General features: G+C 61.3%; 19 protein-coding genes and 1 pseudogene. 14 read left to right on the top strand and 6 right to left on the bottom strand.

Translation table 11 applies throughout. The features are described from left to right. Positions 1-121: 121 nt before the first annotated feature. The 3 genes from AC13GF_RS06090 to AC13GF_RS06080 all read left to right on the top strand — a co-directional run bounded on the left by AC13GF_RS06090 (position 122) and on the right by AC13GF_RS06080 (position 1,912). A complete protein-coding gene (locus AC13GF_RS06090; protein ID WP_483003844.1) occupies positions 122-1,162 on the top strand; it encodes an alpha/beta hydrolase in 1,041 nt (346 codons plus the stop codon). 213 nt (positions 1,163-1,375) lie between these two features. After that, entirely contained in the window at positions 1,376-1,501 is a 126-nt protein-coding gene (locus AC13GF_RS06085) for a hypothetical protein (protein ID WP_483003842.1), read from the top strand. Positions 1,502-1,540: 39 nt separating this feature from the next. After that, positions 1,541-1,912 carry a porin gene (locus AC13GF_RS06080; protein ID WP_483004288.1) on the top strand — a complete coding sequence of 124 codons (372 nt, stop codon included), beginning with the start codon at positions 1,541-1,543 and terminating at the stop codon, positions 1,910-1,912. A gap of 282 nt (positions 1,913-2,194) precedes the next feature. Here the strand turns inward: AC13GF_RS06080 and AC13GF_RS06075 are convergent. Together AC13GF_RS06075 and AC13GF_RS06070 are read right to left on the bottom strand one after the other, a co-directional pair. Next, positions 2,195-2,377, bottom strand: a pseudogene (locus AC13GF_RS06075) (hypothetical protein); the annotation flags it as partial. Positions 2,378-2,589: 212 nt separating this feature from the next. Beyond that, complete coding sequence (locus tag AC13GF_RS06070; protein ID WP_483003841.1) at positions 2,590-3,525, bottom strand: sphingomyelin phosphodiesterase; 936 nt, start codon at positions 3,523-3,525, stop codon at positions 2,590-2,592. Positions 3,526-4,758: 1,233 nt separating this feature from the next. Here AC13GF_RS06070 and AC13GF_RS06065 point away from each other — a divergent pair. Continuing rightward, entirely contained in the window at positions 4,759-7,860 is a 3,102-nt protein-coding gene (locus AC13GF_RS06065; protein WP_483003839.1) for an autotransporter domain-containing protein, read from the top strand. A gap of 51 nt (positions 7,861-7,911) precedes the next feature. Here the strand turns inward: AC13GF_RS06065 and AC13GF_RS06060 are convergent, their stop codons facing one another. After that, complete coding sequence (locus tag AC13GF_RS06060) at positions 7,912-8,361, bottom strand: multidrug/biocide efflux PACE transporter (protein ID WP_483003838.1); 450 nt, start codon at positions 8,359-8,361, stop codon at positions 7,912-7,914. 166 nt (positions 8,362-8,527) lie between these two features. Between AC13GF_RS06060 and AC13GF_RS06055 the strand changes: the two genes are divergently transcribed. The 3 genes from AC13GF_RS06055 (at position 8,528) to AC13GF_RS06045 (ending at position 10,697) form a co-directional block, all read left to right on the top strand. Then, positions 8,528-9,466: a LysR family transcriptional regulator gene (locus AC13GF_RS06055; protein WP_483003837.1), complete on the top strand. Its 939-nt coding sequence runs from the start codon at positions 8,528-8,530 to the stop codon at positions 9,464-9,466. A 173-nt stretch (positions 9,467-9,639) separates the two neighbouring features. Next, entirely contained in the window at positions 9,640-10,026 is a 387-nt protein-coding gene (locus AC13GF_RS06050) for a hypothetical protein (protein ID WP_483003835.1), read from the top strand. After that, positions 9,966-10,697 (top strand): hypothetical protein, encoded by a 732-nt coding sequence (locus tag AC13GF_RS06045; RefSeq protein ID WP_483003833.1) that lies wholly within the window; start codon positions 9,966-9,968, stop codon positions 10,695-10,697. The genes AC13GF_RS06050 and AC13GF_RS06045 overlap by 61 nt, the downstream gene beginning before the upstream one ends. Before the next feature lie 17 nt (positions 10,698-10,714). On the opposite strand, the gene AC13GF_RS06040 is transcribed toward AC13GF_RS06045, so the two are convergent. The 3 genes from AC13GF_RS06040 to AC13GF_RS06030 form a co-directional block, all read right to left on the bottom strand. After that, positions 10,715-11,185 (bottom strand): hypothetical protein, encoded by a 471-nt coding sequence (locus AC13GF_RS06040; RefSeq protein WP_483003831.1) that lies wholly within the window; start codon positions 11,183-11,185, stop codon positions 10,715-10,717. Further along, positions 11,186-11,542, bottom strand: a complete 357-nt coding sequence (locus AC13GF_RS06035) for a hypothetical protein (RefSeq protein ID WP_483003829.1) — start codon at positions 11,540-11,542, stop codon at positions 11,186-11,188. Positions 11,543-11,999: 457 nt separating this feature from the next. After that, on the bottom strand, positions 12,000-12,755 hold the full coding sequence (locus AC13GF_RS06030; protein WP_483003827.1) for a tetratricopeptide repeat protein: 756 nt from the start codon (positions 12,753-12,755) through the stop codon (positions 12,000-12,002). A gap of 168 nt (positions 12,756-12,923) precedes the next feature. Between AC13GF_RS06030 and AC13GF_RS06025 the strand changes: the two genes are divergently transcribed. The 7 genes from AC13GF_RS06025 to AC13GF_RS05995 all read left to right on the top strand — a co-directional run bounded on the left by AC13GF_RS06025 (position 12,924) and on the right by AC13GF_RS05995 (position 26,079). Further along, positions 12,924-13,640: a hypothetical protein gene (locus tag AC13GF_RS06025; protein ID WP_483003825.1), complete on the top strand. Its 717-nt coding sequence runs from the start codon at positions 12,924-12,926 to the stop codon at positions 13,638-13,640. Positions 13,641-13,865: 225 nt separating this feature from the next. Further along, a complete protein-coding gene (locus tag AC13GF_RS06020; RefSeq protein WP_483003824.1) occupies positions 13,866-14,525 on the top strand; it encodes a hypothetical protein in 660 nt (219 codons plus the stop codon). A gap of 177 nt (positions 14,526-14,702) precedes the next feature. Next, the gene (locus AC13GF_RS06015) at positions 14,703-19,808 is read left to right on the top strand and encodes a hypothetical protein (RefSeq protein WP_483003823.1); all 5,106 of its coding nucleotides are present in this window, start codon (positions 14,703-14,705) and stop codon (positions 19,806-19,808) included. A gap of 788 nt (positions 19,809-20,596) precedes the next feature. Beyond that, positions 20,597-21,763 carry a HEPN-associated N-terminal domain-containing protein gene (locus AC13GF_RS06010; protein WP_483003821.1) on the top strand — a complete coding sequence of 389 codons (1,167 nt, stop codon included), beginning with the start codon at positions 20,597-20,599 and terminating at the stop codon, positions 21,761-21,763. Between the two features lie 711 nt (positions 21,764-22,474). Further along, positions 22,475-23,137, top strand: coding sequence for a hypothetical protein (locus AC13GF_RS06005; protein WP_483003819.1), 663 nt, complete (start codon positions 22,475-22,477; stop codon positions 23,135-23,137). Positions 23,138-23,846: 709 nt separating this feature from the next. Continuing rightward, on the top strand, positions 23,847-25,058 hold the full coding sequence (locus AC13GF_RS06000) for a hypothetical protein (RefSeq protein ID WP_483003817.1): 1,212 nt from the start codon (positions 23,847-23,849) through the stop codon (positions 25,056-25,058). A gap of 7 nt (positions 25,059-25,065) precedes the next feature. Continuing rightward, on the top strand, positions 25,066-26,079 hold the full coding sequence (locus AC13GF_RS05995; protein WP_483003815.1) for an ATP-binding protein: 1,014 nt from the start codon (positions 25,066-25,068) through the stop codon (positions 26,077-26,079). The last annotated feature ends 855 nt before the right edge of the window (positions 26,080-26,934 follow it).

The following is a 26,934-nucleotide window of genomic DNA, read 5'->3' as shown; positions in this document are numbered from 1 at the left end:
CGTCCACTTTGATGCTGCAGCGCACACAGAAAAGCACGGCCCAGCTAGTCCCATCCGGCTATAGGTCGCCAGCGCAACTCGACGCACACTTCGCCCGTCGAGGCCGACGGAAGGGCGTGATATGAGTCTGCATGTGGGGAAACTGCGCGGGCTGGCAGTGCTTCTGTTCCTGCTGAATCCCTTGCTCGCGGGCGCGGTGCCGGCAGCGCCGCCTGTACCTGCACCCGAGGTGGTTCCGCTGTGGCCGCAGGGCCACTGGCAGCAACGTGCGCGCGGCCCGGAACGGATCGGCGCCGAAGGCAGCGCAAAGGGCGCGGTCTCGGGAATCAGTAACGCGCGCATGGAGATCTACCGACCGCTGAAGCCCAATGGGACCGCCGTGGTGATCTTCGGCGGCGGTGGCTACTTCCGCATCCAGATCGGCAGCGCTGCCAAGCCGACGGCACAGTGGCTGCAATCGCTGGGTGTCACGGCCGCCGTGGTCTACTACCGGCTGCCTGCCGATGGGTGGGCGCCGGTCTCACCCTTCCAGGATGGCCAGCGCGCCATGCGGCTGCTGCGCGCGCAGGCGGCAAGCCTGGGGGTCGATCCGGAACGCATCGGCGCATTGGGCTTTTCCGCCGGCGGCAATCTTGCCGGCATCGTTGCCACGCGCTTCGATGCCCCGTTGTATCCGCCGGTGGATGCAGCCGACCAGCTGTCAGCGCGCCCGGACTTCCTTGCCATGATCTATCCGGTCGTTTCAATGCGCGCGCCGCTGGACCACACCCGGTCGAAGCGGGAACTGGCCAGCCAGGACGACGCACAGCAGGCCTATTCGGTCGAACAGCACGTCCGCAAGGACATGCCGCCGGTGTTCCTGGCCCAGGCCGTGGACGATCGCACCGTCGATGTCGGCCACAGCGTGGCGATGTACCAGGCCACGCATGCGGCGGGCATTCCGGTGGAGCTGCACCTGTTCGAAGCCGGAGGTCACAGCTGGGGGTTGGGCAAGCCCGGCACATTGGTCGCGCAGTGGCCGCGGCTTTTCGCCAACTGGGCACGCAGCCACGGCTACCTCGGGCCACCGCCGTCGCGGCTCACGCCGCACGGCACCAATGCGATACCTGCGGCTGCAGCTCAGCCACCGCGCTCGCTGGACGATGATGGCGCGGGCGACTGAGCCGCGCACTGTATTCCATTCGGGAGAACTGCATGAATTCACTGAAGCGTGCCGCGATTGGCGCGGCTGCCTGTTGCTGACTCCACCCTCTGTGCTGGCTGCGGCTGGCGACACCCTGGCGCATCTGCTGCGCGCACACTGGAATCCGCTGCGTGACCAGGCAGGCCTCGTGCACTTGGGGGCTGGTACTGGTGCGAGGATCTCGGCCAGGACGTGGGCAGCATCAACAAGACCTCTCCGATCGCGCTGGGCTGGAACGGCAACGTGCGCGTGTCGGCCAGCTCCATCGCCAACGTCACCGACAACCGCGCCTGGGGGCTGGAGCCGGGCGGAGTGTAGGGCCCGGTGTGGGCCTTCGCCGAATAGACCACTCGCACCATCGAGTCACGCACAGTCGATTCGGTCCACCAGCAGGCGACGTCGATCTACGCCGGCTGGCTGATCACCGGCGAGCGCCCCGGATTCAGTAGCCAATCTGGGGTCTGGGGCACCACTCGGGTATTGCGCCCGGTGCAGGAAGGTGGCATCGGCGCTTTCGAGCTGGCTGCGCGCTATCACCGCTACGACTTTCTCGATGCGGCCCAAGGCGGCGAGGGCACGGCATGGACGCTCGGGGTAAACTGGTACCTCAACAACGGGTCGCGCCTGATGCTGAACTATGTTCGCTGGAAGACCGACAACAAGGTCGGCAACGCGCAGGGGGCGGATTCCGGCAGTACCGTGGGCGTGCGAGCGCAGGTTTCGTTCTGACCAGGGCCGGCGATGGCGCAGCCAGCGCATCTGTAGAGTCGAGCCATACTCGGCTACTGCCTGCTACACCGCACCCCATCAGGCAGCTCGCCAACAAGTATCCCCAGCACCCGATCCATCAAAACAGGCTCCGACAGGCCAGCCAATACCTGCTCCAGATAGTCCAACGGACTGAAGAAGCGCCCGCAACTGCACGGCGTCGGGTGCCTGCTGCCGGGCGTCCAGCGATATCTGCAAGAGCAGATAGTGCGAGCGCCTCTCCAGCCACAGCACAGGAACGCCCAGCACCACGCGAAGCCCGGCCAGCCAGCAATCGGTGTCCGCCAGGGTGATGGGGCGGCCGGGCATTTGATGGCGCTCTGGCCAGGGCTGGCAATTGGCGGCGGCGCCCGAGCCGATGCTGTGCAGCAAAGGCGATGAGCGTATTCGGATCCAGCGCAGGGCTGTTGGCGGCGCGTCGTGGATCGGGTGTGGGACAAGGGAGGCCCTGCGCGTGATCGAATGGTCGATGCACCATCGGCAGGGCTGCCAGACGGTTAACCGGGTCGCGCAGATGGCGACCTTGCACGCGGGTTCAAGCCATCATGCAACTACCCGAGATTCCGGGGTGGGGTCCTGATCTCCCAGACCAACATTGGCCCGACTCTCTCAGAGAGTCGGGCTTCCTCAGTCGCCTGTCACTGCGCGTATCTGAACGTCGCAATCACTGGGTAGTGATCAGACAGCTCACCATGAAACCCCTTACGTTCGTAGTCATCCCTGGCCGCGCGCGAGCCGCGCAGCCATGTCCAGAACCATCGATTCTCAGAAGAAAGTGCCAGCACTTTCTGCGATGCCGGCACTACAGGATTCAGGTAATCACTGCGCCAAGTAACATAATCGATTGTGTCGTTGTAGTCCTGACTGTACCCGTCTTCAATAGAGCCAATACGAGCGAGCAAGTTTGACTTCGCCGAAAAGCTTCCGACACCTCCGTCAGCGGGATAATCCAAGTCAAGGTTGCCCGCATCAAGCATGGCAATTACATCATCCCCTTTTTTGTACTCAACATTAAGATCGCCCGCCACAATTACCGGCTCACTCCTCGGCAATCCGAAAGTGTCAATCCACCGACGTAGTTCGCGCAATTGATCCAATCGCACCTGGTGGTACGGACGATCGTCTTCGCCATCGGTAGCCTGTAGGTGAGTCCCTACTATGTGAAAGTCAAAGCCCTGCTTGCGCACTCGAACATAAGCGGCCCCCTTGTTCGAATAGTAATCCGCCGTCCATCTGCTACTGCTGCTGTAGACGAGAGCATGCTTATCGATTATTGGAAATCGACTGAAAATTGCCACTCCACCGCGAACGACGACGGGGCTGTTTGAGCAAGATCCTGAAATTGAATCCCAGCCTTTTCCGCTACACTTCTGGCCAGCGACGAGGGTTTGATATGGATAAAGATCCGAAAGTTTTTCACTTATCGTATCATAGGATGACTGATTGAATAATTCCGAAAAAACGATTACGTCGGGTAGCTCGCGCAGCCCGCGGATTGCAATTGCAATATTGGGAGCCCGACTCTCCTGATCCCAGTTCAAGTAGAGTGGCAACTGCATCACATTATAGGTCATTACTTTAATTTCCGGCCTCCCAGCATAAGCCGAAAATGATACAAATAACAAAATCAACCCGGACAAAATCAACCTGGAAATACGCATTACACTCCCCCAGTAATTTATATTATTATTCGGCCCAGAATACTCTAAAAAATAAATCGAGCGCTTAGCGTACAGGCCGAGGTTTACCGATTTGTTGCAGGAAATCTCGAGAAACGCCCCGCCCAGGTTCATTCCTGGGTAGATGAAGTTGGGGTGTGGGCGAAGCGCCCCTACAGAGACGCCTTACACGCTCCGGAGTGGCCTTGGTCCTCGGCTCATGTGGGCCACATTGGACGTCTCGACATCAGAGCCGGGATCACCCACGCCGATCCGTCGTTCCCGGCGAATTCCGAAGACTTCGGCCAATCACATATGACGCTGTATTTCGCCGTAGCCGAGGGCTTGAAGAGGACTCAGGTCCGGGGAGCCGCCTCAACCATCATCAGACGCCACTCCCGCGCAATGTTGCGAGTGAGAGCCCACCAGACCATATCGCAGGGTTCCAGCTGGTGACCTTCAGGAGTGAACATGCGCCCATTGCCCAGCGTGTAGGAGCCGGGAGGAACATACGGGCCATGCTCGACTACTGCCTGCCACACCGCACCCCATCAGGCACCTCGCCAGCAAGAGCCCGCAGCACCCGATCCATCAAGACAGGCTCCGACACACCAGCCAACACCTGCTCCAGATAGCCCAACGGCTCCATCTGCCACTGAAGAAGTGCCCGCAACTGCACGACGTCGGGCGCCCGCTGCCGGGCGTCCAGTGATACCTGCAAAAGCAGATGGTGCGAGTGCCGCAAGCGCCACTGCAAGGCACAGCGCCGTGATCGCCCAGCGGCACCAGGCCACTCAGCCCTCTGGATGCAGCCGCGTACTTGCGTGTGCGGTAAGGCCCAATCCGGCCATGATCAGGCCCTCCATCACGCGCGGGCCGACGTACTGTTCCAGCTCGCCGTTCTCGCGGGCGCGCTCTAATGCAGCTCCGCAGGGTGCGGCTTCGTCAATGGCAGGTGGCGGAGATAGCGGGCACGGGAGGCGCCCCATTCGACCGCGCGCAAGGCCGACTGGGGGAGGTCGGGTTTGCGTTCCGTTATCAAGCAGTTCACCCGGCGCCCCGCAACTCCGATGGCAAGCGTACCGGGCGGACCTGTTGTGCATGCCTTCCGGCGAACACCCGCCTGTCCCCAACCACCAGGACCACCCTATGAAGAGCATTCCCCGTCGGTCGGTCGATCGCCGATTCACCCCGCTCGGTGCCGCCGTCTGCCTCGCGTTGAGCGCGACGCTGGCGCCAAGCCTCGCCTCGGCATACACCTTCCACGTAAATGGCGATCGGATCATCGCAACCGGCGGCGTCAACTACCAGGACCATATCCGCCTGCGGAACATGCTGGACGCGGCCGCCCGCAACGGCCGGGTCATCAACCAGGTCGTTTTCCGCGACAGCCCCGGCGGGGATGCGGCAGCAGGGCGGGGCACCGGTGAGCTGCTGCGCCAACGGGGCATCACCTCGGTGTTCCAGGGCAAGTGCATCTCGGCCTGCGGTACCAGCTTCATTGGTGGCGTCGAGCGCCGTATCGCTACCTACGATCTGCCCGAGCTCGATGCCCGGTTTCCCGACAACATCTTCATGATTCATGGCAGCACTGCGGGCGGCAAGGTGGTTCCCATTGCACAGCAGGTATCAGACGATCACTACGCCAAGATGATGCAGGGGGTTGCCTCGCCGGAAGCCATTGCGCGGGTGGTCGGCGCCATCAACGGAATGATCGTCCCCAGCGGCTCCTTCCTCTACTACTACGACCCCAGTACCGGCAGGCCGGCACAGTTCTGCCCGACCGAGGCCACCTGCAAGGTGTACCCCGGCGTGGATATCCTCAGCGATCGCATCATCACCAGCGCAGAGCGCGTCGATCTGTCGGCCGACTACCTTCGCGTGTCAGGGAATGTACGTGGCGACCTGAATCCCAACTTCCACGCTGCCCAGTACGAATATGACGTGGGCTATGGCGCGTCCACGTTCGATGCCGAAAAGGCAGCGGCCGGCGATACGTTTGGCATGATCCGCCTCGACAAGGGGGGTGTCTGGACTGCAGACACATCCAGCGGCGCCGAGATTCTCTGGGCACAGGCCGGCAAAGTGGATGTAACCTCCGGCGCCCGGCTGGTCACGCTGAATACCATCATCGACGCCACCGGAGGCGTCAACCTGGAAGACGGCCGACTGAAGGCCGTAGATACCACCGTGGCCGGCTCGCTGCGCATCGGGGCTGGCAGTGAACTGGAAAACGTCAGTACCCTGCTTGTAAAGCGCGGTGGTAGCGCCATCCTCAGTGGCGGCAACATCAAGACCGCCGTTGTGACGCTCGACCCCGGGGCCAGGCTGGAGGGAAATGGCAGGATCACGGCCACCGAGTACGTCAAGGACGAGTCCTCTCCCAACTCGCCATGGAATGTTCCCCAGGTAGCACGAGTGCGCGTGGCAGGCGGCGACCTGCATCCGCAGGGTGGGCGACTGACCGTCAATGGCTACGTCAGTTTCGCGTATTCCAACGCAGGTAGGCTGCTGTTCGATATCACTCCGGAGACACGCCAGGCAGGCCTCTTCCTGGATACGTTCGAGGTCCATCGCTGCGCCAGCGTCAGCACCTACTTCCAGTGCGATCGCGGGCCCGCTGCAAAAGCGCCGGGCTTCCTGATCGGCGGCGACGTGGGCAAGCTCGCCCTGAATGTGGCGCCAGGCTACTACCAGCAGAATCTGGCCATTCCGCTGGTGGAGGGGAGGATCTACGCCAGCAAGGAAGGCGCCCTGTTGACGGGCAAACTGTTGAAGGACCGCAGCAGTGAGTTCGACGCCAGTGTTCCGCAGCTGCAGGCTGGCCAGGTCGCCTTCACCAAGGCCGAGCGTCAGGATGGCTCGGGCTACAGCGTCGATCTGACCAGTGCAGAGGCAGGGAAGCGCATGTTCCACCCACGCGACAATTCGCTGCTCAGCTTCAGCATCCGCCAGACCGGCGACGGCATCTGGGCGATCGCCAACCCTGCCTTCGACGATGTCTCCCTGCTTGCCAACGCGGCATCGGGCGGCGGCCTGGGCGAGGCATTGAAGAACGCAGCATCACAGCCGTCGTCGGCGCTGCAGCCATTGCTGGGAATCCTGCAGTTTGCCGACCGCGACGTCATTGCCCAGCAGGCGGGTGCATTGCGGGGTGATGCGCACGCAAGCCTGCGTCTGGCCGACAATGCGCTGGTGGGCAGCATCGGCAGCGTCGTACAGCAGCACCAGGCTGCCCGACGCAATGGCAGCAGCGATGCCGCAGGCCTGGCCGCACAAGCAGCGCAGGCAGCATCGGCACAGCCGGGCATGGCCAACGGCACCCTGTTCAATCAGCTGGCCATGCATCTGGTGGAACCCGCCGGCCTCGGCAACAACAGTGCAGAGGCCAGCGCATCGGCCGGCCGCCATGGGCTGTGGGGCCGCGGCTTCGGCAGTCATGGCCGCATCGACGGCCAGGGCGGCGTGGCCGGGCTTAGCCACACCGTGGGCGGCATCGTGCTGGGTGCGGATACACAGGTTGCCGATGACCGCGTGACCCTGGGCGTCAGCGTCGCCGCCGCCGACATGTCGACCAAGGGGCGTGATGGCTCAGGATTCACCGGCGATGTGCGTGCGCTGGATGTGGGCGGTTATCTGGATGCCACGTACTCGCGTGGCTACCTGTCGGTCTCCGTTCGCTATACCGATCTGCGCCACGATACCCGTCGCAGCATTGCCGGCATCGAAGGGCTGGAGACCCCGTTGCAGGCCAAGTACAACAACGATGCGATTTCAGCACGCCTGGAGCACGGCTTCTCGTTCACCACAGGCAATGGCCTGGTGATCCAGCCGCTGCTGCCGGTGCTTGACTATGCTCGTACCTCGGCCACCCGCTTCAATGAAGGGCAGGGGGCTGCTGCACTGGTTGGGCGCGGTGGCAGCCTGGAAAGCATCCGCGCAGGTGCCGGCCTGCAGCTGTTCAAAACCTTCGAAGGCAATCACGGCGAGCGCATCACTCCGCGGGCCCGCGTGGTCTGGCAGAAGGAGCTGGGAGATACCCAGGCCCGTTACAGCACCGGCTTTGCCGCCGCACCGGATCTTGTGTTCGGCACCAACAGCCAGACGGTGGGTGAGCAGGTGCTGGCGTGGAATCTGGGTGTGACCAGCCGCGCCAGCGACCGCCTGTCAGTCATGGTGGACTACATCGGCGAACGCCGCGATGGGCAGACCCAGAACGGCGTGCAGCTGGGGCTCGGTTACAGCTTCTGACGCAGCGCGTTGCCCCGTCTGCAAGGACGGGGCAACGTTCGCAGCGTCAACTCACGCCTGCTTTGCCTGATCTGCAAAATTCCGCTGCAGCAGCCGCTCTCTCACCTTGTCATACACCAGGTTGTAGACATAGGTGTAAGGCAGGAAGAACGCGATCAGGCCCAACTCCAGCAGGAACGCGTCCCAGTAGGAGATGGACAGCCACCACGCGGCAAGCAGCACCACAACCACCACCAGGCCGCCTTCAAACCCCACCGCATGCGCAATCCGCACCGGCACGGTTCGCTTGAACCCGATCTTCTTCTCAATCCGCTCGAACAGCGCGTTATAGATCATGTTCCAGAGCATCGCGCACGTCGCCAGGGCGACGGTCAGCACACCGGTTTCAAACAGCGATTTGCCCAGGAAGTAAGACATCACCGGAGCGCACAGGCACAGGGCAATGGCTTCGAAGAGGACGGCGTGGAGGAGGCGGTCCCAGAAGGTCTTTTTGGAATTCATGCTGCAGTACCTGATGTTCACCGACGGCAGTGCCGAGCGGACGTAAGAGCGAATCGAGAGGGGGCGGGGCAGAGCGGCGATCCACGCTCGTAATGTGCCCGGGCGCCATGATATAAGCTTCAAAAATGAACCAAAACACCCAATAACGCAGGCGGCCGTTTCATCCATGAAACACTTCCCCTGGGACAACCTGATCGTGCTGTTGGCCGTGATCCGCGGCGGCACCCTGCGCGAGGCGGCGAAGGCGGCCCGCATGAGCACGGCCACGCTATCGCGCCGGCTGGATGCGCTGGAGGAGCGACTGGGCGGCAAGGTGGTAGAGCGCACGTCAACCGGCTGCGTTCCCACGGAACTGGGGCAGCGAGTGTTTGCACTGGCGGAGCAGATGGAGGAGGCCGCCGACGAGATCGCTCGCCAGGTTGATACGCCCCGGGAGCTGGTGGGCACAGTGCGCATCAACGCCGATGAGTGGGCCAGTTTCATGCTGATTACGCTGCTTCCCGGCTTGAACCGCCAGCACCCTTCGTTGGATGTGGAGGTGCTCACCTCGCGCGAGCCTTACAACCTGGCCCGTCGCGAGGCCGACGCCCTGCTGCGCTACGGTCCGCCCGACACAGGCGATCTGCGTGGTGATCGCGTGGGGCAGATGGATTATGCGCTGTACGCCAATCAGGCCTATGCTGCGCGGCGGCAGGCGGCGATTGCCAGCCACGCATGGCATGAGCTGGAATTCGTGGGTCTGGATGAGCCGCGCGTTGAATTTGAGGTGGAACGCTGGATGCGTTCGTTGCCCGGGGCAAACCGTCCTTGGCTTCGCTGCAACTATTCTGTTGGGGTGCTCGATGGGGTCACCTCAGGAGCCGGGCTGGGCGTCATAGAATGTGCGGTTGCCCAGCATGTGGGCGGGTTGATACGCGTGCGCGATGCGCCGGCACTGAGCAAGGAAGTGTGGCTGTGGACGCACCGGTCGCTGTATGACACCCCGCGTTTCCAGGCCTTGCGGGATTATCTCAAGCAGACCTGGCTCAGTGGCAAGACCGGGCGGCGAAGTAGGCCGTACCCGCTGCAGCATCTGCTCGACGAGGCCCGCACCGACGGGCAGTAGGTGAAGAAATCCATATTTCGCATGGGCTCCCAGTTGATGAACATTGGAAGTAAGCATGTGCCCGCCCTTGCATCCGAAGCCGATCCTGGGGCCGGCCCTGTTGCGAGACGAAGCAGAACGGACCCTCACTGAACGCACCGGGCGCATTGACGCGGCAGGCATATCGCCTATTAGTGGAGCTGCGCACACTGGAAAAAGCACTTCAACGCGCGGATGAACTTGGCCAGCTGGCCGCGATAACGGACATCACCATCGCAGCCCGTTGCCTGTATACCGGTATTGCAGGCGCTCCTTATGGAACGATCCTGGACACGGAGGAATTCGACATGGAACGCGACGGGGCGCAGGTGCTGGATTCGTTCTTGCTGCTGTATGCGCCGCTGCATGCCTTGGGTCCAGCAGAATCTGCAGTCACGCAGCAATGCTGTATGCCGCCCTGGCCAACCTCAGCTACGATGGCCGGGTCCGGCATCTACGCCGGCGGGGCAGGGGGCGCGCAATGGATATGCAGGCAGGGGGCGGATTCGATCCGCCGGCAAAGACCGATTCGCAGGAACTGACGTTCCACTGGCTCTACCAGCGGGTGCAGGGGCTGGTTGAGCACAGCATCTACCCCAAGGCGGGCAGAGTGGAGACGTGGGCGTTTCGTGCGGCCATGATGGCCACCGTCATCGGCGTTCTAGGCAGTCAGCTGCTAGAGCAATGGTTTCCACTTGCGACCACGCTGTTGTTGGTGAGGACGTGTCTGGCGGTGGAGATTGGTGGCTTCGCCATAGCAGGCCTCCTTGCAGCAGGCCGTGGAATCCGTCAGTTCAGCCAACCCCGGCTGTCACATGCCCAGGAAATGGACGGAGAGTTTGCCCACTGGCAAGCTGTGATCGCCGACCTTCGGTGCTTCCCCCGGCTCGAGCGAGAGCGTCGCCTCAAGTACGTCAGTCATCTGCGCGAAAGCATGATCGAACGCATGGGCATGATGTACGGCGGGCTGCAGCGCCTTGGGCCATTTCCGCTGTTGATCGCGCTCTACGTACAATTCCGCGGATGGAAATGGGGCGATTGGGCGAGCGTGTTTGACGTCAGTCCGCTCGGAGCACTGCTGATCTTTGGCATGGTGCTGCTGTATGTCGTGGGCTGGATGTTGATCAGCTTACGCACCCGGCTGGACACCTACGTTGCCTTGTTGGAGGGCTCCATCCACGAACCCGAACCCTCCCAGCCAACGCCTTTGTAGGTTCGAGCCCTGCTCGACTACTGCCTGCCGCACCGCGCGCCATCAGGCACCTCGCCAGCGAGAGCCCGCAGCACCCGATCCATCAAAACAGGCTCAGGCACTTCAACCAGTACCTGCTCCAGATAGTCCAACGGCTCAATCTGCCACTGAAGAAGCGCCCGCAACTGCACAATGTCGGGTGCTCGCTGCCGGGCGTCCAGTGATATCTGCAAGAGCAAATAGTGCGAGCGCCTCTCCAGCCACAGCACTGGAACGCCACGGCAGTAAATCTTGATGGCGGCGTCTTGACGCTGTCCAACGAACTCAAAGCCCTGCCGTGGCCGCGCTTCCACAAACTGCCTTGCCTGTCGGCGAAGCTGTGAAAAGCGATCATCGGAAATGCCGTGGAACGCGAGCTGGTCAGGCACCGGCGGCACCGGCCACTGAATCTGCGCCGTAACCACCACCGCCAGACAAATCACCGTGGCCGCCCATCGGCACCACGCCACTCAACCCTCCGGATGTAGCCGCGTACTCGCGTGTGCGGTGAGGCCCAGTCCGGCCATGATCAGGCCCTCCATGACGCGCGGGCCAACGTATTGCTCCAACTCGCCGTTCTCGCGGGCGCGTTCCGCGGCCAGCAGAATCTCCAGCACCACGCGAAGCCCGGCCAAGGAGCAGTCGGTATCCGCCAGAGCGATGCGTCGGCCGGGCATCTGATGGCGTTCAGGCCACGGCTGACCATCGGATGCGGCGCCGGAGCCGATGCTGTGCAGCAGAGCGATGAGGGTGTTCGGATCCAGTGCGGAGCCGTTGGCCGGCGCGTCGTGGATCGAGTGCGGGGCAGGGGAGTGGGGCTTGGTCATGGCTGGGCTCCTTGCGTGCATGCAGAAGCCGCCACCGATAAAGGTGGCGGACGGTGCGAGGTTCGAAACCCGGTGTGCAATCAGACCGGCGGGCGCAAGGCCCCCACGCACCGCCCGCCATAGCCGGCTGACGGATTGCCAGTCGGCACCACGCAGGGTGGTGCCGACTGGCAAGCGCTTTTTACGATTGCACAACCGGGGTTTCGAAGCCCGGCCACCTGTTCGAGGTGGCACAGCAAGGAATACGCCCGGTTGTGCGCGATGCCAATGCAGTAGGGCTGATGCCGTCACCACTTTCAACATTTTCAGAATCGTTGCATGCGGCACAATGAGGCGGGAGCCTTGTGCTGCAAGGCTGTCGTCGGTGTCAGTGGTGCAAGCCGGCAGAGTGTCGGCATCCGCCCGGCGAGGCCGTGAACGAGGGGGATACGACAGAATTGCCGGAGGCAGCCAGGCGTCAGTAGCCCTTCAACGCGACCTTGGCTCGCTCCAACCATGCGGCATTGTGGCTGCGCGCGTGGCGTGACCAGTGCTGCGCATCGTCGATGATGCTGGCGAACAGGCTGCGGGCTTGCTCGCGGTCGTCGGGCTGCGGCTGCGCCATCAACCATTCGGCGTACAGGCAGCGAGCGGCCGCATCGTTTCCGCATTCGACGGCGCGCTCGAATGCGGCGCGGGTGCCGGGTGCTTGGGCGGCAGCCAGTGCCTGCGCGTAAAGCAGCGTCTGTTCCGGCTTGCGGCGCACATCCGGATGGCGGGCGAACAGACCGTCCAGCGTCTCCACCGCAAGCGCGGGCTGCCCGGAATCGAGGCGGGCACGCGCCAGACCGGTCAGGATGTAGGGATCGTCGCCCAGTGGCGAGCTGGCTGCCTGCTCGAGCAGGGTTCTGGCTTCCTCGGCCTGGCCGGCATCCAGTAGCGTCATGCCCAGGCGAACCCGGTTCTGCACGGTGGGCGTGCGCGCCAGTTCGGCGCGGGCATTGCGCAGGTCCTGGCCCGGGTCCATGAGCTGCTTGGCGGAACGGACGACCTGCCGGGCGCCGCGCGAGTGGCGGACTTCCGGAAGGTAGATCGCCAGGAAGTAGACGACGCTGCCGAGCAGCGGGAACGAGAAGAGCAGGATGAGCCAGTAGAGGCTCTGGCCCGAGCGTATGGCGTGCACCGCGAAGTAGATGGCCGCCAGTACGTGGAGTCCGATTCCGATATAGGGCATGTGTGCCGCCTCGTCCTTGTAAGGGGTGGAACTATAGTGGGGGAGGGGTGGGGCGCCAATGGGTTGGGGGCGATCGAGCGTGACGCGTCACATTAATAGGGTGGGTTCTGCAGGGCGGAGCGCTGCATGCCACTATGTGACGAGGCTGCATTGATGGAAGGGGGATACATGGAGCGTACGAAAAAGACACTGACTATGGCCGATATTGCTGGATGGGGTTCGGCGCTCGTCACCTTTGGGTTGATTCAAGGCGCCTTCTATCTGAAGGCGTACTGGGGCCATTTCGGACTGGATCCCTTTCAGTTTGTCGCCGTAAGCGAGCTTGCGCTGGCGGGTCTTGCTGGCATTGGCATGGCGTTGTTCTTTATGCTGGTTGCGCTGCTGTTTGGAGGGTGGGTCGAAGGGAAGGTGACTGCGAGCACGTCTCAAGCCAGTCTGCTGATGTGGCTGATCTTGGCCCTTTGCGTTGTTGGAATGGGCGCCCTGCTTTGGTGGTCGAATGGCTGGCCCGTTCTGATAGGTGCGGCCCTAACTGGCATATGTGCAATCGCTGTACGCCTGTCCCCAGTGCTGCCAGCCGCCGTAAAGGACTCGCCATGGCTGGTCTATGCCCTAGTGATGCTTGTCTATGTCCCAATCTCGTCAAGCTGGCTTGGCTTCGAGCGCGCCAAGACGATTACTTCTGGCGGCAGCAAGTACACGGTCAATGTGACTATTGATGAGAAGCTGCAAGGCAGCCTGGGCCTAGTGGGGCGTTTGGGTGATAGCTATGTGCTTTGGGACCCGGTACAGAAAGCTGCAGTTCTTGTGCCAGTGGACGACGTGAGTAGGCTGGAGATTGCGCAAAAACCCGTTCGGCCTGCCAAACCAGTTCAGTCGCGATAAGGGATGTTTATCGGTGGTGGGGAAGGGCAGCTTTCGAGCATCTGCCGAAGTGCATACTCTGCCCTTGTTGACGCTGGCTATAGCTCGGCTTGTTTGCCGGACCTAGGCGTCCTAAGATCGATTCGTTTCAGAGTGCTGGGCCTCTATGCAGCGTGCTGTGGATAAGTCTTATGGCCGAGCTCAGACATTCGGCTGTCAGCTGGCTAGGCATCCTAAGGGAGTTCTATGATTTCCGAGAAGACTGTCGAGCTTAATCTCACCACCGAATTTATTAACTGGCTGTCACATCAGCACAACACGCCCTATTTTGCCGTGGGACCTACCCAAGCACAGGAGGCGCAATGGGGGTTCGACGCGGGCGTATTTGGAGGCGCCACAGGGGCTCTTATTCAGTACAAACGTGCATATGTCAATGGAACGACTTGGGAGTGGAAGCTAAATCGCACGAAGGCCAAGGATCAACTGGATCGCCTACAAAAGCTTGAAGCAGCTGGACATGCAGTTTTCTTCGCATTCCCATACTTCAATACGCTAGGCCAGATTCAATCGCATCGCCGCAGGCTGCTTGTCCACACGTTCTGGTTCAAGCCCTCCCAGATCATGCCCACCGGAGGGCCCAACGGGCACCATGAAGTGCGCTTTGATTCGGCCACGAATAAGTGGTCCGTTCACTCCGACCAAGGTTCAGACATGCCTCAGCCCGTGAGTCTTGCCGATGTGATCAGTTCAATCGACAATGCTCACAATCAGCTTTCAGAATTGGCCAGATCATTTAATGAAATTTTTATGGACGACCTTGAGCAACCGCCCAATTCGGAAACGGAAGTACTCGCATCAACACTAAGCGGAATGTGCATCATTGGTCGCGGAGAAGGTGCGCAATAGTTCACCGCGGGCCGACCTAATTCAGATGTTGGCCCATATCCGTTTTTGACCGGAAGCGGGCATCGACCAGGACTGAGGATTAGGAAGATTTGTCGGGGGTAGGCGAGGGCGGCAGACGGGATCCTCAGCCTCATAAGGGGCCACAAAACCCGGTGCGATTCAGGGCAGAATATGGCAATGCGCCGTGACGATCCCACCGCCGTCAGTCATGAATCGAGTCCCGCTGCACGCGGCGGCGCCGGCTCCTACATCGAAGGCGAGCTTGGTGCGTTCTACCTGCTGGCGCTCCTCGCCGATATCGAGCCGCGCGGGTTGCCCGGAGCGCTCGTCCAGCGGGTTCGTTACCAAGGCGTAGATCAGGGCTTTTCGCTTGACGATCTGGTGATCCATGGAACATCTCACGCCGGTGAGATGCTGCTGGAGATCCAGTCGAAGCGAACGATCTCGTTCTCTCCGAAGGACACATTGTTCGAAGAGGTGTGCAGGCAGGTAGCCAGGAGTACCGCGCAAGGAATTCCCGAAGATAGGCATCGGCTTGCCGTTGCGACGCAGCGGACGAGCAGGGCCATCTCAGGTCCATACCAAGACGTCCTCGAATGGGCACGCAAGGCTGCGACCGGAGCCGAGTTCTTTAGCCGACTGGCGGCGAAAGGCGTATCCGGGCCCGACATGCGGAAATTCGCCGGCACGTTCCGCGCGAACCTTGTGGCGGCAGGAGTTGCGGATGATGACGATGCGATCTGGCGTTTCGTCCGGCGGTTCCTGATCCTGGAGTTCGACTTCGAGTCGAGTGCGCCGCTGGCGAGGACCCACGGGCTGTTCGTTGCCAGACTGATCCTCGCGCCCCAGGATGCACCGCGTGCCGAAGCGCTGTGGGGCAACCTGATCGAAATCTCGCTTGAGAGGGCGAAGGCAGGCGGCTTCGTCGAACGCGTCGAACTGCGCCGGCTGCTCTCCGACCGCGGCTTCCAATTCGCCGGCGACCGGGACTTCTCCGTACCAAGGCTGAAATTGGCGGAGAGATCACGACAGGCTTTGGCCGAGATCGGCAACAGCGTCGCCGGTGTCCAGCTTCCTCGACTCAAAGTGATCGAGGCGCTTGACTTGGCCCTCGATCAGCATCGCTTCGTCGAGATCAGCGGTGGTCCTGGCGCCGGCAAGTCGGCGGTGCTCAAGCATGCCGCCGAGCGCATCGCTGTCCAAGCCAACGTTCTCGTTCTCGATCCAGTGAGCACGCCGGAGGGCGGTTGGTCGGCATTGGCGCAGACGTTGAATCTTCAGGCGACGGCACGGGAGTTCCTGGCAGATTTGGCGACGAGCGGTGGCGGAGTGATCTTCATTGACAGCCTCGAGATGTTCACGTCTCCTGCGCGACGGCGGACGGTCAATGATCTGCTACGGGAAGTCGCAGCGATCGAAGGCTTGTCGGTCGTAGCCACCTCGCGGCCGGAGTACGGCGCAAACGGAGACGGCTGGCTCGCGCCGGAATTGGCATCGCTGCTTGGACCGGTACACACGGTCGTCGTCGGCGAGCTTGACGACGATGAAGTCGAGGCCTTGCGCGAGCATGCCCCCGAGCTTCGGGCGCTCCTGGCGCCTGGACACGCCGCCGCAGCCATCACCCGAAATTTGTACAGGCTCTCGAGACTGCTCAAGGTGCCGTCGACCACGACGGTCCGGTCGGAGGCGGCGCTTTCAAGCCACTGGTGGCAAACCGCAGATTCCGCGGAGTCCACCGAACGGCGAGCGGCCCAGCGACTGATGGCCGATCTCGCGGACGCCGCGCTCGCAGGCCGCAACGCCATCGAGGCCCGGGGTGATTCGCCCGCGCGCAACCACCTCCTGCGATCCCAGAGTCTGATCGAATCCAGGCGCGACCATCTACGGTTCTATCACGACGTGCTTCGGGACTGGGCCGTGGGCGCCCGTTTGCACGAGGATCCCGATGGTTTCAACACGCTTGACCTCGGGATTCCGGCGTCGGCGAAGGTCGCGCGCGGCGTGGAGTTCGCCGGACGCTTTGCGCTGGAGCTCGCCGCCGACGACTCGCAGTGGCTTGCGCTCCTCGAAAGATTGTCAGTTGAAGGGTCACACAGTACCTGGCGGCGCCAGGCGCTACTGGCGATCGTTCGTTCGGAGCTTTCAGCAATCTTGCTTGAGCGCTGTAGCGCGGCACTCCTCACACGGGACGGCGCGCTGCTCGTCGAGCTTTGCGTCGCGGTGACGACAGTGGAAACAGCGTCGCCTGCCGACATGGCGCGAGACTTGACCGGCGAATCGGCGGCATGGGCATCCTCGCTCCCGAAGACCATCCGCGTGCCAACCACGGCATCCGCGTGCAGACTGGTGGAATGGTGCGTGCGCCACTCAGCGGAGATTCCGCTTCAGGCGATTGCGCCTGTCGTCAAGCTTGTGCAGGTCCTGTACCTGTTGGTCACCGGCGCACCGAAATTGGCCGTATCTATCGCTGGAATGCTCTTCGGCTGGCTGCGTCAGCTCGACGAGCCGGACGCGGACGTCCTGATTCCTGCGGGGGCCACGCCCTTGCGCATCGACCGCAGGTCCATGATCTCGGAGCTCAGGGCGGTGTCCTTGCTGCTATCGCCCTACGCGCTGGAGCAGACGAAGGCCTATTTGCGCGCCGTCGCCACGGAGAACGACGGATTCAAGTTCAAGGAGGTCCGCCCATTCAGCGCAACCATCGCGCGCGTAGCGCCGCAGGAACTCGCCGATCTCGTTGCGGCGAGCCTGATCGAACCTCAAGACCGTCGAAGCCAGGGTGGTCGCCGCCGGGATCAAGCGTTCAGTTTCAACGACAGCGACTATCTGCCGCCATCACCGGCGCAGACGCCCTTCCTGGACCTGCTTGAGGCGGCGCCCACCGTGGGCCTCGACCTCGTGCGCAAGCTCGTCGATGAAGCGGTTGCCTTCCGATCCGGTTACGGCGATCCGGAAACGACCGGATTCTTGCTCGCGCTCGACGACGGTCCACGGTTCTTCCCATGGACCCAAACGTACCTCTGGTCGCGCGACCAGGCTCGCGAGTACTCGGTGGCGTCGGCGCTGATGGCGTTGGAAGCATGGGGACACGGCCGCGTCGAGGCAGGAGAGCAGTTGGATGCCGTCATAGCCGACATCCTCGGCCCCAACGGCAGTTGCGCGGCTTATCTGCTTGTGGCGATCGATCTTCTGCTGTCCCACTGGCCGGCGAGTCGGGAGTTGCTGGTTCCCTTCATCGCGTCCCCGGAGTTGTTGGCGGCGGATCGAGGACGGGCAGGGCATGATCCTCTGTCGACATTGGGCTTCGGCGTTGCCCAGGAGCCGGCCGGAAGAGTACGTCTCGCTGACCTCCAAGCGAAACGCTCGAGAGGTGTTGCGCTCGAGAGATTCTTGCTGGGCTATCTTCGGGACGACGAAGCGTCTCGGCGGGTGAGGACACTGCTAAAAAAGGCAGTTGTTAGGACTGGACCGTACGCTGCGCATGCGGACTTCGGCGATCCAGGGTTCATGGGTACCTATGCGCTGAACGTGCTTGACGAACGCAATTGGGTCGCCGTCGGAGACCTGCGCGAGTATCGATCACCGCCGGCAGAGGCCGATCATCTGGCGTGCCTTGACGAGTATCACAGCGGTCGCCGTCGCTCCATCGAAATCGAATCGAAGATCCAGCTCGCGATACACGACCTCACGCACGCTACCACGACCGTCGCACGCGAATCGGTAGAGTTCGCGAACGGCGAGCTGCCGGACGACACCGACTCCGGTGTGTTGCGTTCGAGGTCGACGCGCCTCGCGGCGACGGCGATGCTCGCGGCGCGAGACGGCGACGACGCGCTGCTGGATGAACACGAGGATTGGGTGCGCGAGGTTGTCAGGCTCACCTTGTCCCAAGAGGGAGAAAGCTACCGCACTTCAAGCTCAGCGCTCGCCTACAATCCTCAGGCCCTGTCGGTGCTGGCATTGATCCATCTTTGGCGCCGGCGCGGCCGAAATTCCGATCGCGATGCATTGCTTCGCGCTGCAACGCGGCAAGACCGCTGTGCGGTGCCGGCGTTCTTGGCGGCGCTGGATGCCGTCGCCGGAACCGATCCGCGTTTGCTGAAGTCCGCCGCGCGTGCCGCCTTCGCCACGAGTCGTTGGAGGTACAGCCCCTGGAACGAGGACAAGGCGGAAGCGACGAGATATGGGCGTGAGAAGGAGAACGTCGATCGCCTGGCAGTCGAAGCCGAGATTGCTTGGCTGGACGGAAGCTCCGAACCTGTCTGGCCCGCCTTTCCGGAGGAAGAGCCGATTCTCAGGCAACACACACGTGTGCGAAGCCCGCGCTCGGCCGGAACCGACAATCCCGAAGATGCAGCAAGCCTAAGACGGATTCCAGAAGCGAGCGCTCACATTGACACTCAGGTTGCCGCGCTGTGGCTGAATCTTCTGGCGGGCAATGGTGTGGCACGGGAATGGCATTCTGAGATAGTCGGGACCTACGCCATCTGGTCTGCGAGGAAAAACGGATTCGGTCATCCGCCTGACGTCGAGGTGGACCGGGAGCCTATGAAATGGAACAACGTTTTCTACGTCCTCGTCGCAAACCAATTGATGGATGCCCGCGACGATCGGTTCGATGAACTCCTGGCGCAGATCGAAGGACTTCCGGACCGCTCGTTCGGAGACGTTTCGGAGATCGTGCTCCACGCCGCCGATGTCTGCTACTTCACCGACATAACGCGCTCGCCCGAGCGTGCGGTGGAGCTTCGCCGTCGAATGGTGGCCCGCGCTTCGAAGTTGCGTTGCTGGAACCGCGATCCACGGCCGGGCGATCTGTCGGTTGATCGCGACACCGGCGGCGTGGTCGCGAAGTTATTGTTGAACACGCATAACCTAATCGGTGGCACCACCAGCTACCTCGTGCCAGCAGTGTTTGATCGCATCGATCCTATTCTGGAGGTGCTGCGCCCGTTCGTACGGGGCGGACCCACTCCCTTCGTCGCGTTGTGCACAATGAACATGCTGCTCGTAGCACCACGGGTGCGGCATCTCGATTTCCTGCTGCATGCTGCGGAAGAATGGCTCCAGCGGCTGCCTACCGATATCGGAATGTGGGTGGAGCTCGGAATCGGTCGGCGGCTAGTGGAATGGTTGAACACAGCCGCGGAGGAAGATTCGTCACTACTCACGCACGTCCATCCGATGCGCAATCGTATCGACGGCATTGTCGGACAACTCGTTAAGCTTGGCGTTCCGGGGAGCTATGATTTCGAGAGTATCGTGGAGCAGAGCGGTGATTGACCGTGTCGGATGCATTTTCACGAACAGGTCTACAGCACCAGCTCCGCCGCCACCAGACCCGCTTCGAGACCGTGGACCAGGACGACCAGGATCTTTGTCATCGCGCGGTCGCCGTGAGGGTGGTGAAGTGGGGGTTCTGCAATTAGCGCAGCGGCTGGGCCATGGTGCGGGACAGTGCGCCGTCACGCAGAACCCGGGCTTGCGCTGGACCAGCGCCATGTAGTGCTGCCATTCGTGGTGACCCCGGTGGCAGCTCGAAGCTGGCGATGACCGCATTGCTTACTTCCATAGCCAGCTCGAACGAGTAGATCCGTAGCCTCGCCAAGGCGCGGACGTGCTCACACTGCACGCTGTAGCCGTTGCGCTGAAACGCGAGGAGCGAGGTGGTGCCAGTTCGTACCGGGTTTTTTCGTCGGACCAGTGATGGGGGCAGGCCTCTGGCAGCGCTGTGCAGCTCAACCATGCCCAGTTTTGGCGGGACAGCGGGCCCGAAGAATCATGGCTGCTGTTCATGGCCGATTGTGTGGTGCCAACAGCGTTGGAGGGGGCTTCAGTAGTCATTCGTGACCGAGAGCCGTAGTAGGCATCGTTCTTGACACGCGATGTCAGCGCCACGCTGCTGTTGGCCCGTAGCGACCGAGAGGCGCCCGACCGGCTGCTGCCCCGCCTCCCGAGGGCTGAGTGGACCCCGGCACCGCTCGGGCTCAGAACACGTAGGCAACTGGCGGGCTATGGTCTGTTGCTGACACCCAAGGCTATGCTAGGGCGAACATCGCTGGGTGATCCGAATGGGCCAGGTCAAGACCGATTGGATGGAGGCCGAAGAGCGTGGCTGGAGCGGCGTAGACAAGGTAGTTTGTTCAGGCTGCGTCGACGATTCGGCACTGAAGCGGGTCGTGCGGGACGCGGCACGATCAGGCAGGTGCGATTACTGCGGAAACAGGAGGAAGGTCGCGGCAGTCGAAGCGCTGCAGGAAGCCGTGTATGCCGCGGTGTGGACCTACTACCACGAACCTACGGACGCCGGCGTGCCGTGGGATCGCGGATTCGTGATCGATCCGATCGACATCCAGGAGGTCTTCTACGGCCTGGGTTTCGATGGCCACCCGGATCTCATCGCCGACATCGTCGATGCGGACATGGGAAACGGCTGGGTGGCCGCAGTGGATGGGCATTGGGCGTCGGCCCACGATCACGAGGTGATGCTTGGGTCGTGGGCGTCTTTTGTCGAGGTGATCAAGCACAAGACGCGATTCCACTTCGGTTCCGTGGGCGAGATCTCCACGGCTGGCGCGCAGGACGTCGAGCCACGCCACATGCTGGGCGTGCTGGGCAATCGCCTCCGCCCTTACGTCAGGCAGGTCCCGGAGGGCACGCGGGTGTTTCGGGCGCGCATGAAGGAGAGGGGGGATGCTTGGAGCCCGTGCGCCAAGGAGTTGGGAGCACCTCCCTTCGACAAGGCGCGTGCAGGGCGCATGAATCCGGCGGGCATTCCGTACCTGTATGTCGCGTTCGACACCAAGACCGCGCTGCGGGAGATCGGGGAGTCGACCGCCAAGACCGAAGCGACGTTCATGGCGACCTTCGAGCTGACCGAGCCATTGCTGGTGATCGATTTGACGCGCCTGCCGCCACCGCCATCGGTGTTCGACCTGGAGAATAAGAATGAGCGCGAGAAACTGCTGTTCGCTGGGGGTTTCGTGGACGCGATCTCCAAGCCGGTGATCAAGAACGGTCAGGAACACGTGGAGTACGTACCTTCGCAAGTAGTCTGTGAGTATCTGGCGCAAGTGTTCAAGCAGGGGGGGAAAGCGACTCTAGAAGGCCTGGTCTTTCCAAGTTCCGTACGCGAGGGCGGCAGAAACTTGGTTGTCTTCCCCTCAGAACGCGGTCTCGATCAGTCTTTCCACGGGGTAGAGTACAGGCACGCCAGGAGGGTCCGGTCGCGACAGTAACCGCACTCCGCCCCTCTCGACTCTAAGTCTCGAAGCATGAGACTGAATCGTGGTGTAGTAGAAAGATGACTGCCGGCATTCGGCAGGAGTGTAGCGTCGGCGGACTGGCGTCGGGAGCGGATATGGGCTTAGAAGAGAAATCGTCAGCAACCCAAAAGGGGATGCCGATCTATGAGGACACAGAAGAACGCTCCATCGTCGACGCACTCGACGATAATCACGAGACGCCTGACTGGTATCCCGCCAATGAGCTTGCGAGGAAGCTATGGCATTTCAACGCCACGACGAGGCGGTCTTGAAATCTGTCGAGAACTCGGCAGTTGAGGCCGTCAGATTTGAGGCAGACCGTCCCCGGCCATGTAGAAGCTACCGAATTGGTGACGGGGCAACTGTTTCTGTACTCGGCGTCGTACCGCGAAACAGTGGCTTACAAACGACTGCCCTCGATTGAAACGAGTATGAATGGGTGACCTTACCCACTAAAAATGTACTCTGTCCGGAAAACTGCAACTAAATCTGTACTTAGCCCGTTTGGGTTCGCGGACGGAATTGTCATCGAGAGAGTCTAGGAGTACGGTTGCGCCGAACACCTAGGGCCTGCCGATCAGGCAGGCGACCTTTGTCACGGCAGGCCCAGATAGTGACATTGGTGTCGCCCTGATCGTCAGTTGTAGACGATAGAATAGTGACGCGTGGACTGGATCTCTTGAGATGAGTTTGGCGACGCGAGCGCGAAAACGCATCCTGGGCGTACGGCAGGCGCGCACCAGCAATTCTTCGAATCTCTGGCACCTCAAGTCGCCGCTCGCTAGCCATGCGGTAACCCTCAGTGGCGATCTCAGTATGCTGCTGTTCTACTACTGCGAAGGTGATCCAGCGGTCCACCGAGCTGAGTATGCCGGGCCAGAAGTTGACCTCTCGATAGGCGGCATGGAGGCGATTGCTGATGCGGTGGTCGTCCTTGAGGATGGGGCGTCCCAAGGCAGAGTGGTAGACGACGGCTCCACCAACGCATTAAAGAAAATTTCCGCACTGCAAGAGGCCGGTGGCCGATCGATCACATTAATTACCGTTGGCGATCTGATTGAGGCGTCCCTACGCATCCGTAACTGGAAGGCAGCCATCGCAGCCTTTCACCGGTGCGGAGGCGTGGACCTAGCGCCGCTTGCAGACGAAGTGGAATCCCATGTCCGGCTTCGCCGCTTCACCACCCTGGGAAATCTAGTCAATGACTTGGATGCCCATCATGCATCCCATGTAGTTGGGGCAGCCGTACTGGCGTTGCGAGCGCGCTCATTTCTATCAAACCTTGATACCGCGCCATGGTCTTTGCACACGAGGTTGATGAGGCTCGATCATGCCCGCCTTGCCTAGGTACACAAGAAGAACGTTGCCCGCTGACCTCAGAGATATGTCGGCGTGGCCGTCGTTTGATTTCAGCGTGCTTAGTCCGGAGGATCTAGCTGTGTGGAACCGTCGCAGGGCTGCGCTTGCTTGCTACCTCGCAGGCGATCCAGTTTCATTGATCGAAGAGCGACACGGCTACCAATGTCATCAGGTTGTGCTCTTCTTGAACCGATGTCTCCACGTAATGCACGATGGCCGACTCGCCGGCTTCATGGGCTTGGTAAAGGGAATTCGGACCAAGCCACCTGTTCGAAGACGCCCCGTCCGCTCAATGCCCCATCTGTCACGCGGTGGGTACGTAGGCGCACTTGACCAGACGTTCACGATTAGTCCGAGCATCCGAGTCGCCTTGGATAAGTACTTGGCGACGGGTGTCGACCCTGCGGGGAACGATCGGGGGAGGGTAACGCCCCGCACAGCACATCAAGTTTTCCTGAGGCTCTGCACTGATGCAGGACTTGGACCTTCAGACTGGCCGTTCTGCGTAGAGCGCCAAGGACGTACCAGTCTTACCCAATACTTACACCGATTCTTTGCCGACAACCATCAACAGGTAGCGCTGCTTCAGTTCGGGGAGATTAGCCGAGATCGCTCCAAACGGGGCAGATCGCCATTGGAAAAGATCGAGGCGAAGGCTCCCTTCGAAGTGGTAGAGGCAGATGAGCACGAAGTGCACATGATCATCTCGGTCGGCATTGAAACGCCGAAAGGAACGAAATTTGTCCCCTGCCGGAGATTGACGCTGATCGTAGCGGTGGACCGTTACACCAACTACATCTTGGCATGGGATTTGGTAGCGCGTCGCCAGCCATCCAGTGCGGACTTCCTGGAATGCATCGATCGAGCGATTGCAGGACAGTGCCTTTCGGTTGAAATCAAGCAAGCGTTGCTATCGGGAGTGCGGCGCACCAATCAATGTGGACTTCGAATCGGCTTTGACACGCTTTTCGTCGACAACGCACTGGCGCACCTGTCCGACTCCGTATGCGCCAAGGTCCGCGAATCCGCTGGTGCCGCTGTTAGTTTTGGCGCGATCAAGCGCCCCCAGCGGCGCTGCCTGGTGGAGCGTGTTTTCAGCTGGATGGCACGAGAGCTCTTCCATCGCTCACGCGCCACAACCGGGAACAATCCCGTAGACACGCGACGAGTTCACCCAGAGCGCGCGGCTGTAGGCATGAAGATCTCCATGGAGGACATCATGCATGCAATGACAAATGCAGTAGGGCTGTGGAATAACAGGCCCACCGAGGCCAATTATGGAAGTAGCCCCGCTCAGCAGCTGCTAGATTACTATTTCAATACCAGCGGGGTGCTGCCGCCACTGTGCCCACCCCCTGACCTTACGTCCCTGCCGCTGAGGCTTGAAATCTGCATGCCTACCGTACGCGGAAGTCAAGCGAAGGGTAGGTTACCGTATATAACGTATGCCTCCGTGGAGTATTCATCCAGGGAGCTCGCGGCACGGTGGGACTTGGTAGGTGAGAAGATCCGAGTGCACGCCGACCCTAACGACATTTCTACCGTCAAAGCCTACACCGTAGAGGGCGAAGTACTTGACGAGCTACTGCCAATCTCCAGTCGTTGGCGGTATCCGCACTCGCGCGAGATGCGCCGCTTGCTCAAAGCCAAAATCAAGCATGCGCATGACCTTCTTGACCAACATCCCGCCCAGGAGTTCCTCGCGGGCCAGGAACAAGCTGCACTTGAAGCAAACGAAAAGTCAGCCAGGGTGACGCGAGCTGCCTCCATAGTCGCGGAGGAGGCCCGCAAGGGATATACCTCTGAGCAGCCGCAGCCGATGCACTCGAAACGCGAATCCACACAGCAGCTTGTGCGCCGACTTCGTAAGCCAACGGTGATCGACTTCAGCGTCATTGGGAAAACGTGAGGAGCTTATGCACGCCAAGGACAATGTGGAGGCGATCCGTGCGACCTATCCGGACCTGCTCGCTGACCATCCGTTACTGAGGGGTAACGCGATACTTGCCACGCCCGCCGTGAGGGAGGCGGCGACGCTCATCTTCGATAAGGCTCGCCGTGCGCGGTCATCGGTTGCATTCTGGGCGCACCCACTCTCCGGGAAGTCCTCCTGCATTGCCGCCCTGAGAAAGCTGGCACCTGTTCAGTTCCCACGCTGCGGCTTCATAGTCTATGAACCTTCCTCCAAAGAGGTCCCTGCGGAAGGCGCACTGATTGAAGACCTGCTTTCCGAGATCGGCTATGAGGGCCGCATTGATCGCACCCTGACCGGGAAGCGGAATCAGCTTGAACGAGCGCTTTACTCGCTGGCTATCGCTGGAAGACGCATCTTCCTGGTAATTGACGAAGCTCAGAACCTCCACGCAAAGGAGCTCGGGTGGCTGAAGCGCCTGGTCAACTGGCTCACTGTTCGAGATATCAAAGTGACTGTGGTGCTGTTTGGCCAAAGCCAGCTGTGCGCCATGCATGACCGACTCAAGGTCCAAATGCCGGACTTCAGTGAGAGGTTCATGTCGCGACTCAATGAGTTCCGAAGCCTGCAAGACGCGGCTGACATACGAGTATGTCTGCGCTGTTGTGACGAGGAGGCGCAGTATCCGACGGGATCTGGGTGGTCGTACACCCAGTACCTATGGCCGCGTGCTTACGCACAGGGATTTCGTCTCGCAAGGTGTGCAGACGAAATGTTTGAGGCGTTCCGTGCCCGGTCCGGGGGCGTGATTGATCGAGAGGGGGTGAGCATGCAGTGGATAGCGGAGGCGCTCATGCTGGTGGGCCTCGACGCGGAGACCAGCGATGCCGATGATCTGGTGCTGACCCGCAACGACTGGGAACGAGCAATCGAAGACACCGATTATGGTGCGCGTAGTCCGCCCGCATTCGTGTCTGCCGCACGACGTGGCCGAGTTAATCGTCAGGATGGCGCATGATTTCCTGGAGTCGCCTGTTGATCGATGACCACTGCTCATCGTGGTCCATCGTTCAGCTTTTGGGCTGGCTAAATCGCTCACGCGTAACTTGGCTAAAGACCAAGCGAGCGTGGCGATTCCATTTGCGCGGCCAAGCCGTGCTCTTGCCGGATGCACAAGCGGTACTCTTGCCGGATGCGGATGCGGATGCGGATGCGGATGTGGGTGCGGGTACGCACCTAGCCGAGCAAGAAGAGCTCAGTGATGTGGCGCACCTGCTCGCCGAACCGCGCAGGTGGCTTGGTGAGGACGAGCTTCGATACTGCCCAGTATGCGTTGGTTACGGGATGCACTACGCGTATCAGCAGGACGATAGGTTCAGGAACTGCATTATTCATGGTATCCCCCTTCAGCTGCAGTGCCCCAACTGCGGCACTTCACTCGACACAAAAGGCGTAAGCTGCAGTGGATACGCCTGTATTGAGTGCGGCCAGTCCCTGCTCGACGCAAGAACCTCCATGCTGCGTGGGGAATGCCAGGGCAAGCTAGCAGCTTCGGCGCTAAACGAGCTCGAAGCATGGCAGGGGGCAGTAGACCAGCTCGGCTCTGGATGTCAAACGCCGAGGACGGGGTATGCGCACCCGTTATGGGGGGACCTGTCGACGCGTGAGGAGACCGGCTGGTATTGGCGCGCCATTGAGGTGAATCCGAACTCGTTGGTCGCTGCGGCGCTGGAGCCGGCACCAAGCACCTTCCACTTCTACCCATCACTCCCCAAGCTGATATCTCTGTGCGACCAGCGAGCGGGGAGGTCGGAAGAGCATACGCTCCCGGCCTATCAGCGTATGTTTAGAGCAGTTTCCCGTCACCTCCGAC

The organism is Stenotrophomonas sp. 22LJNL06-5-1 (genome assembly GCF_056861455.1).
This window is presented reverse-complemented; position numbering and strand designations above follow the sequence as displayed.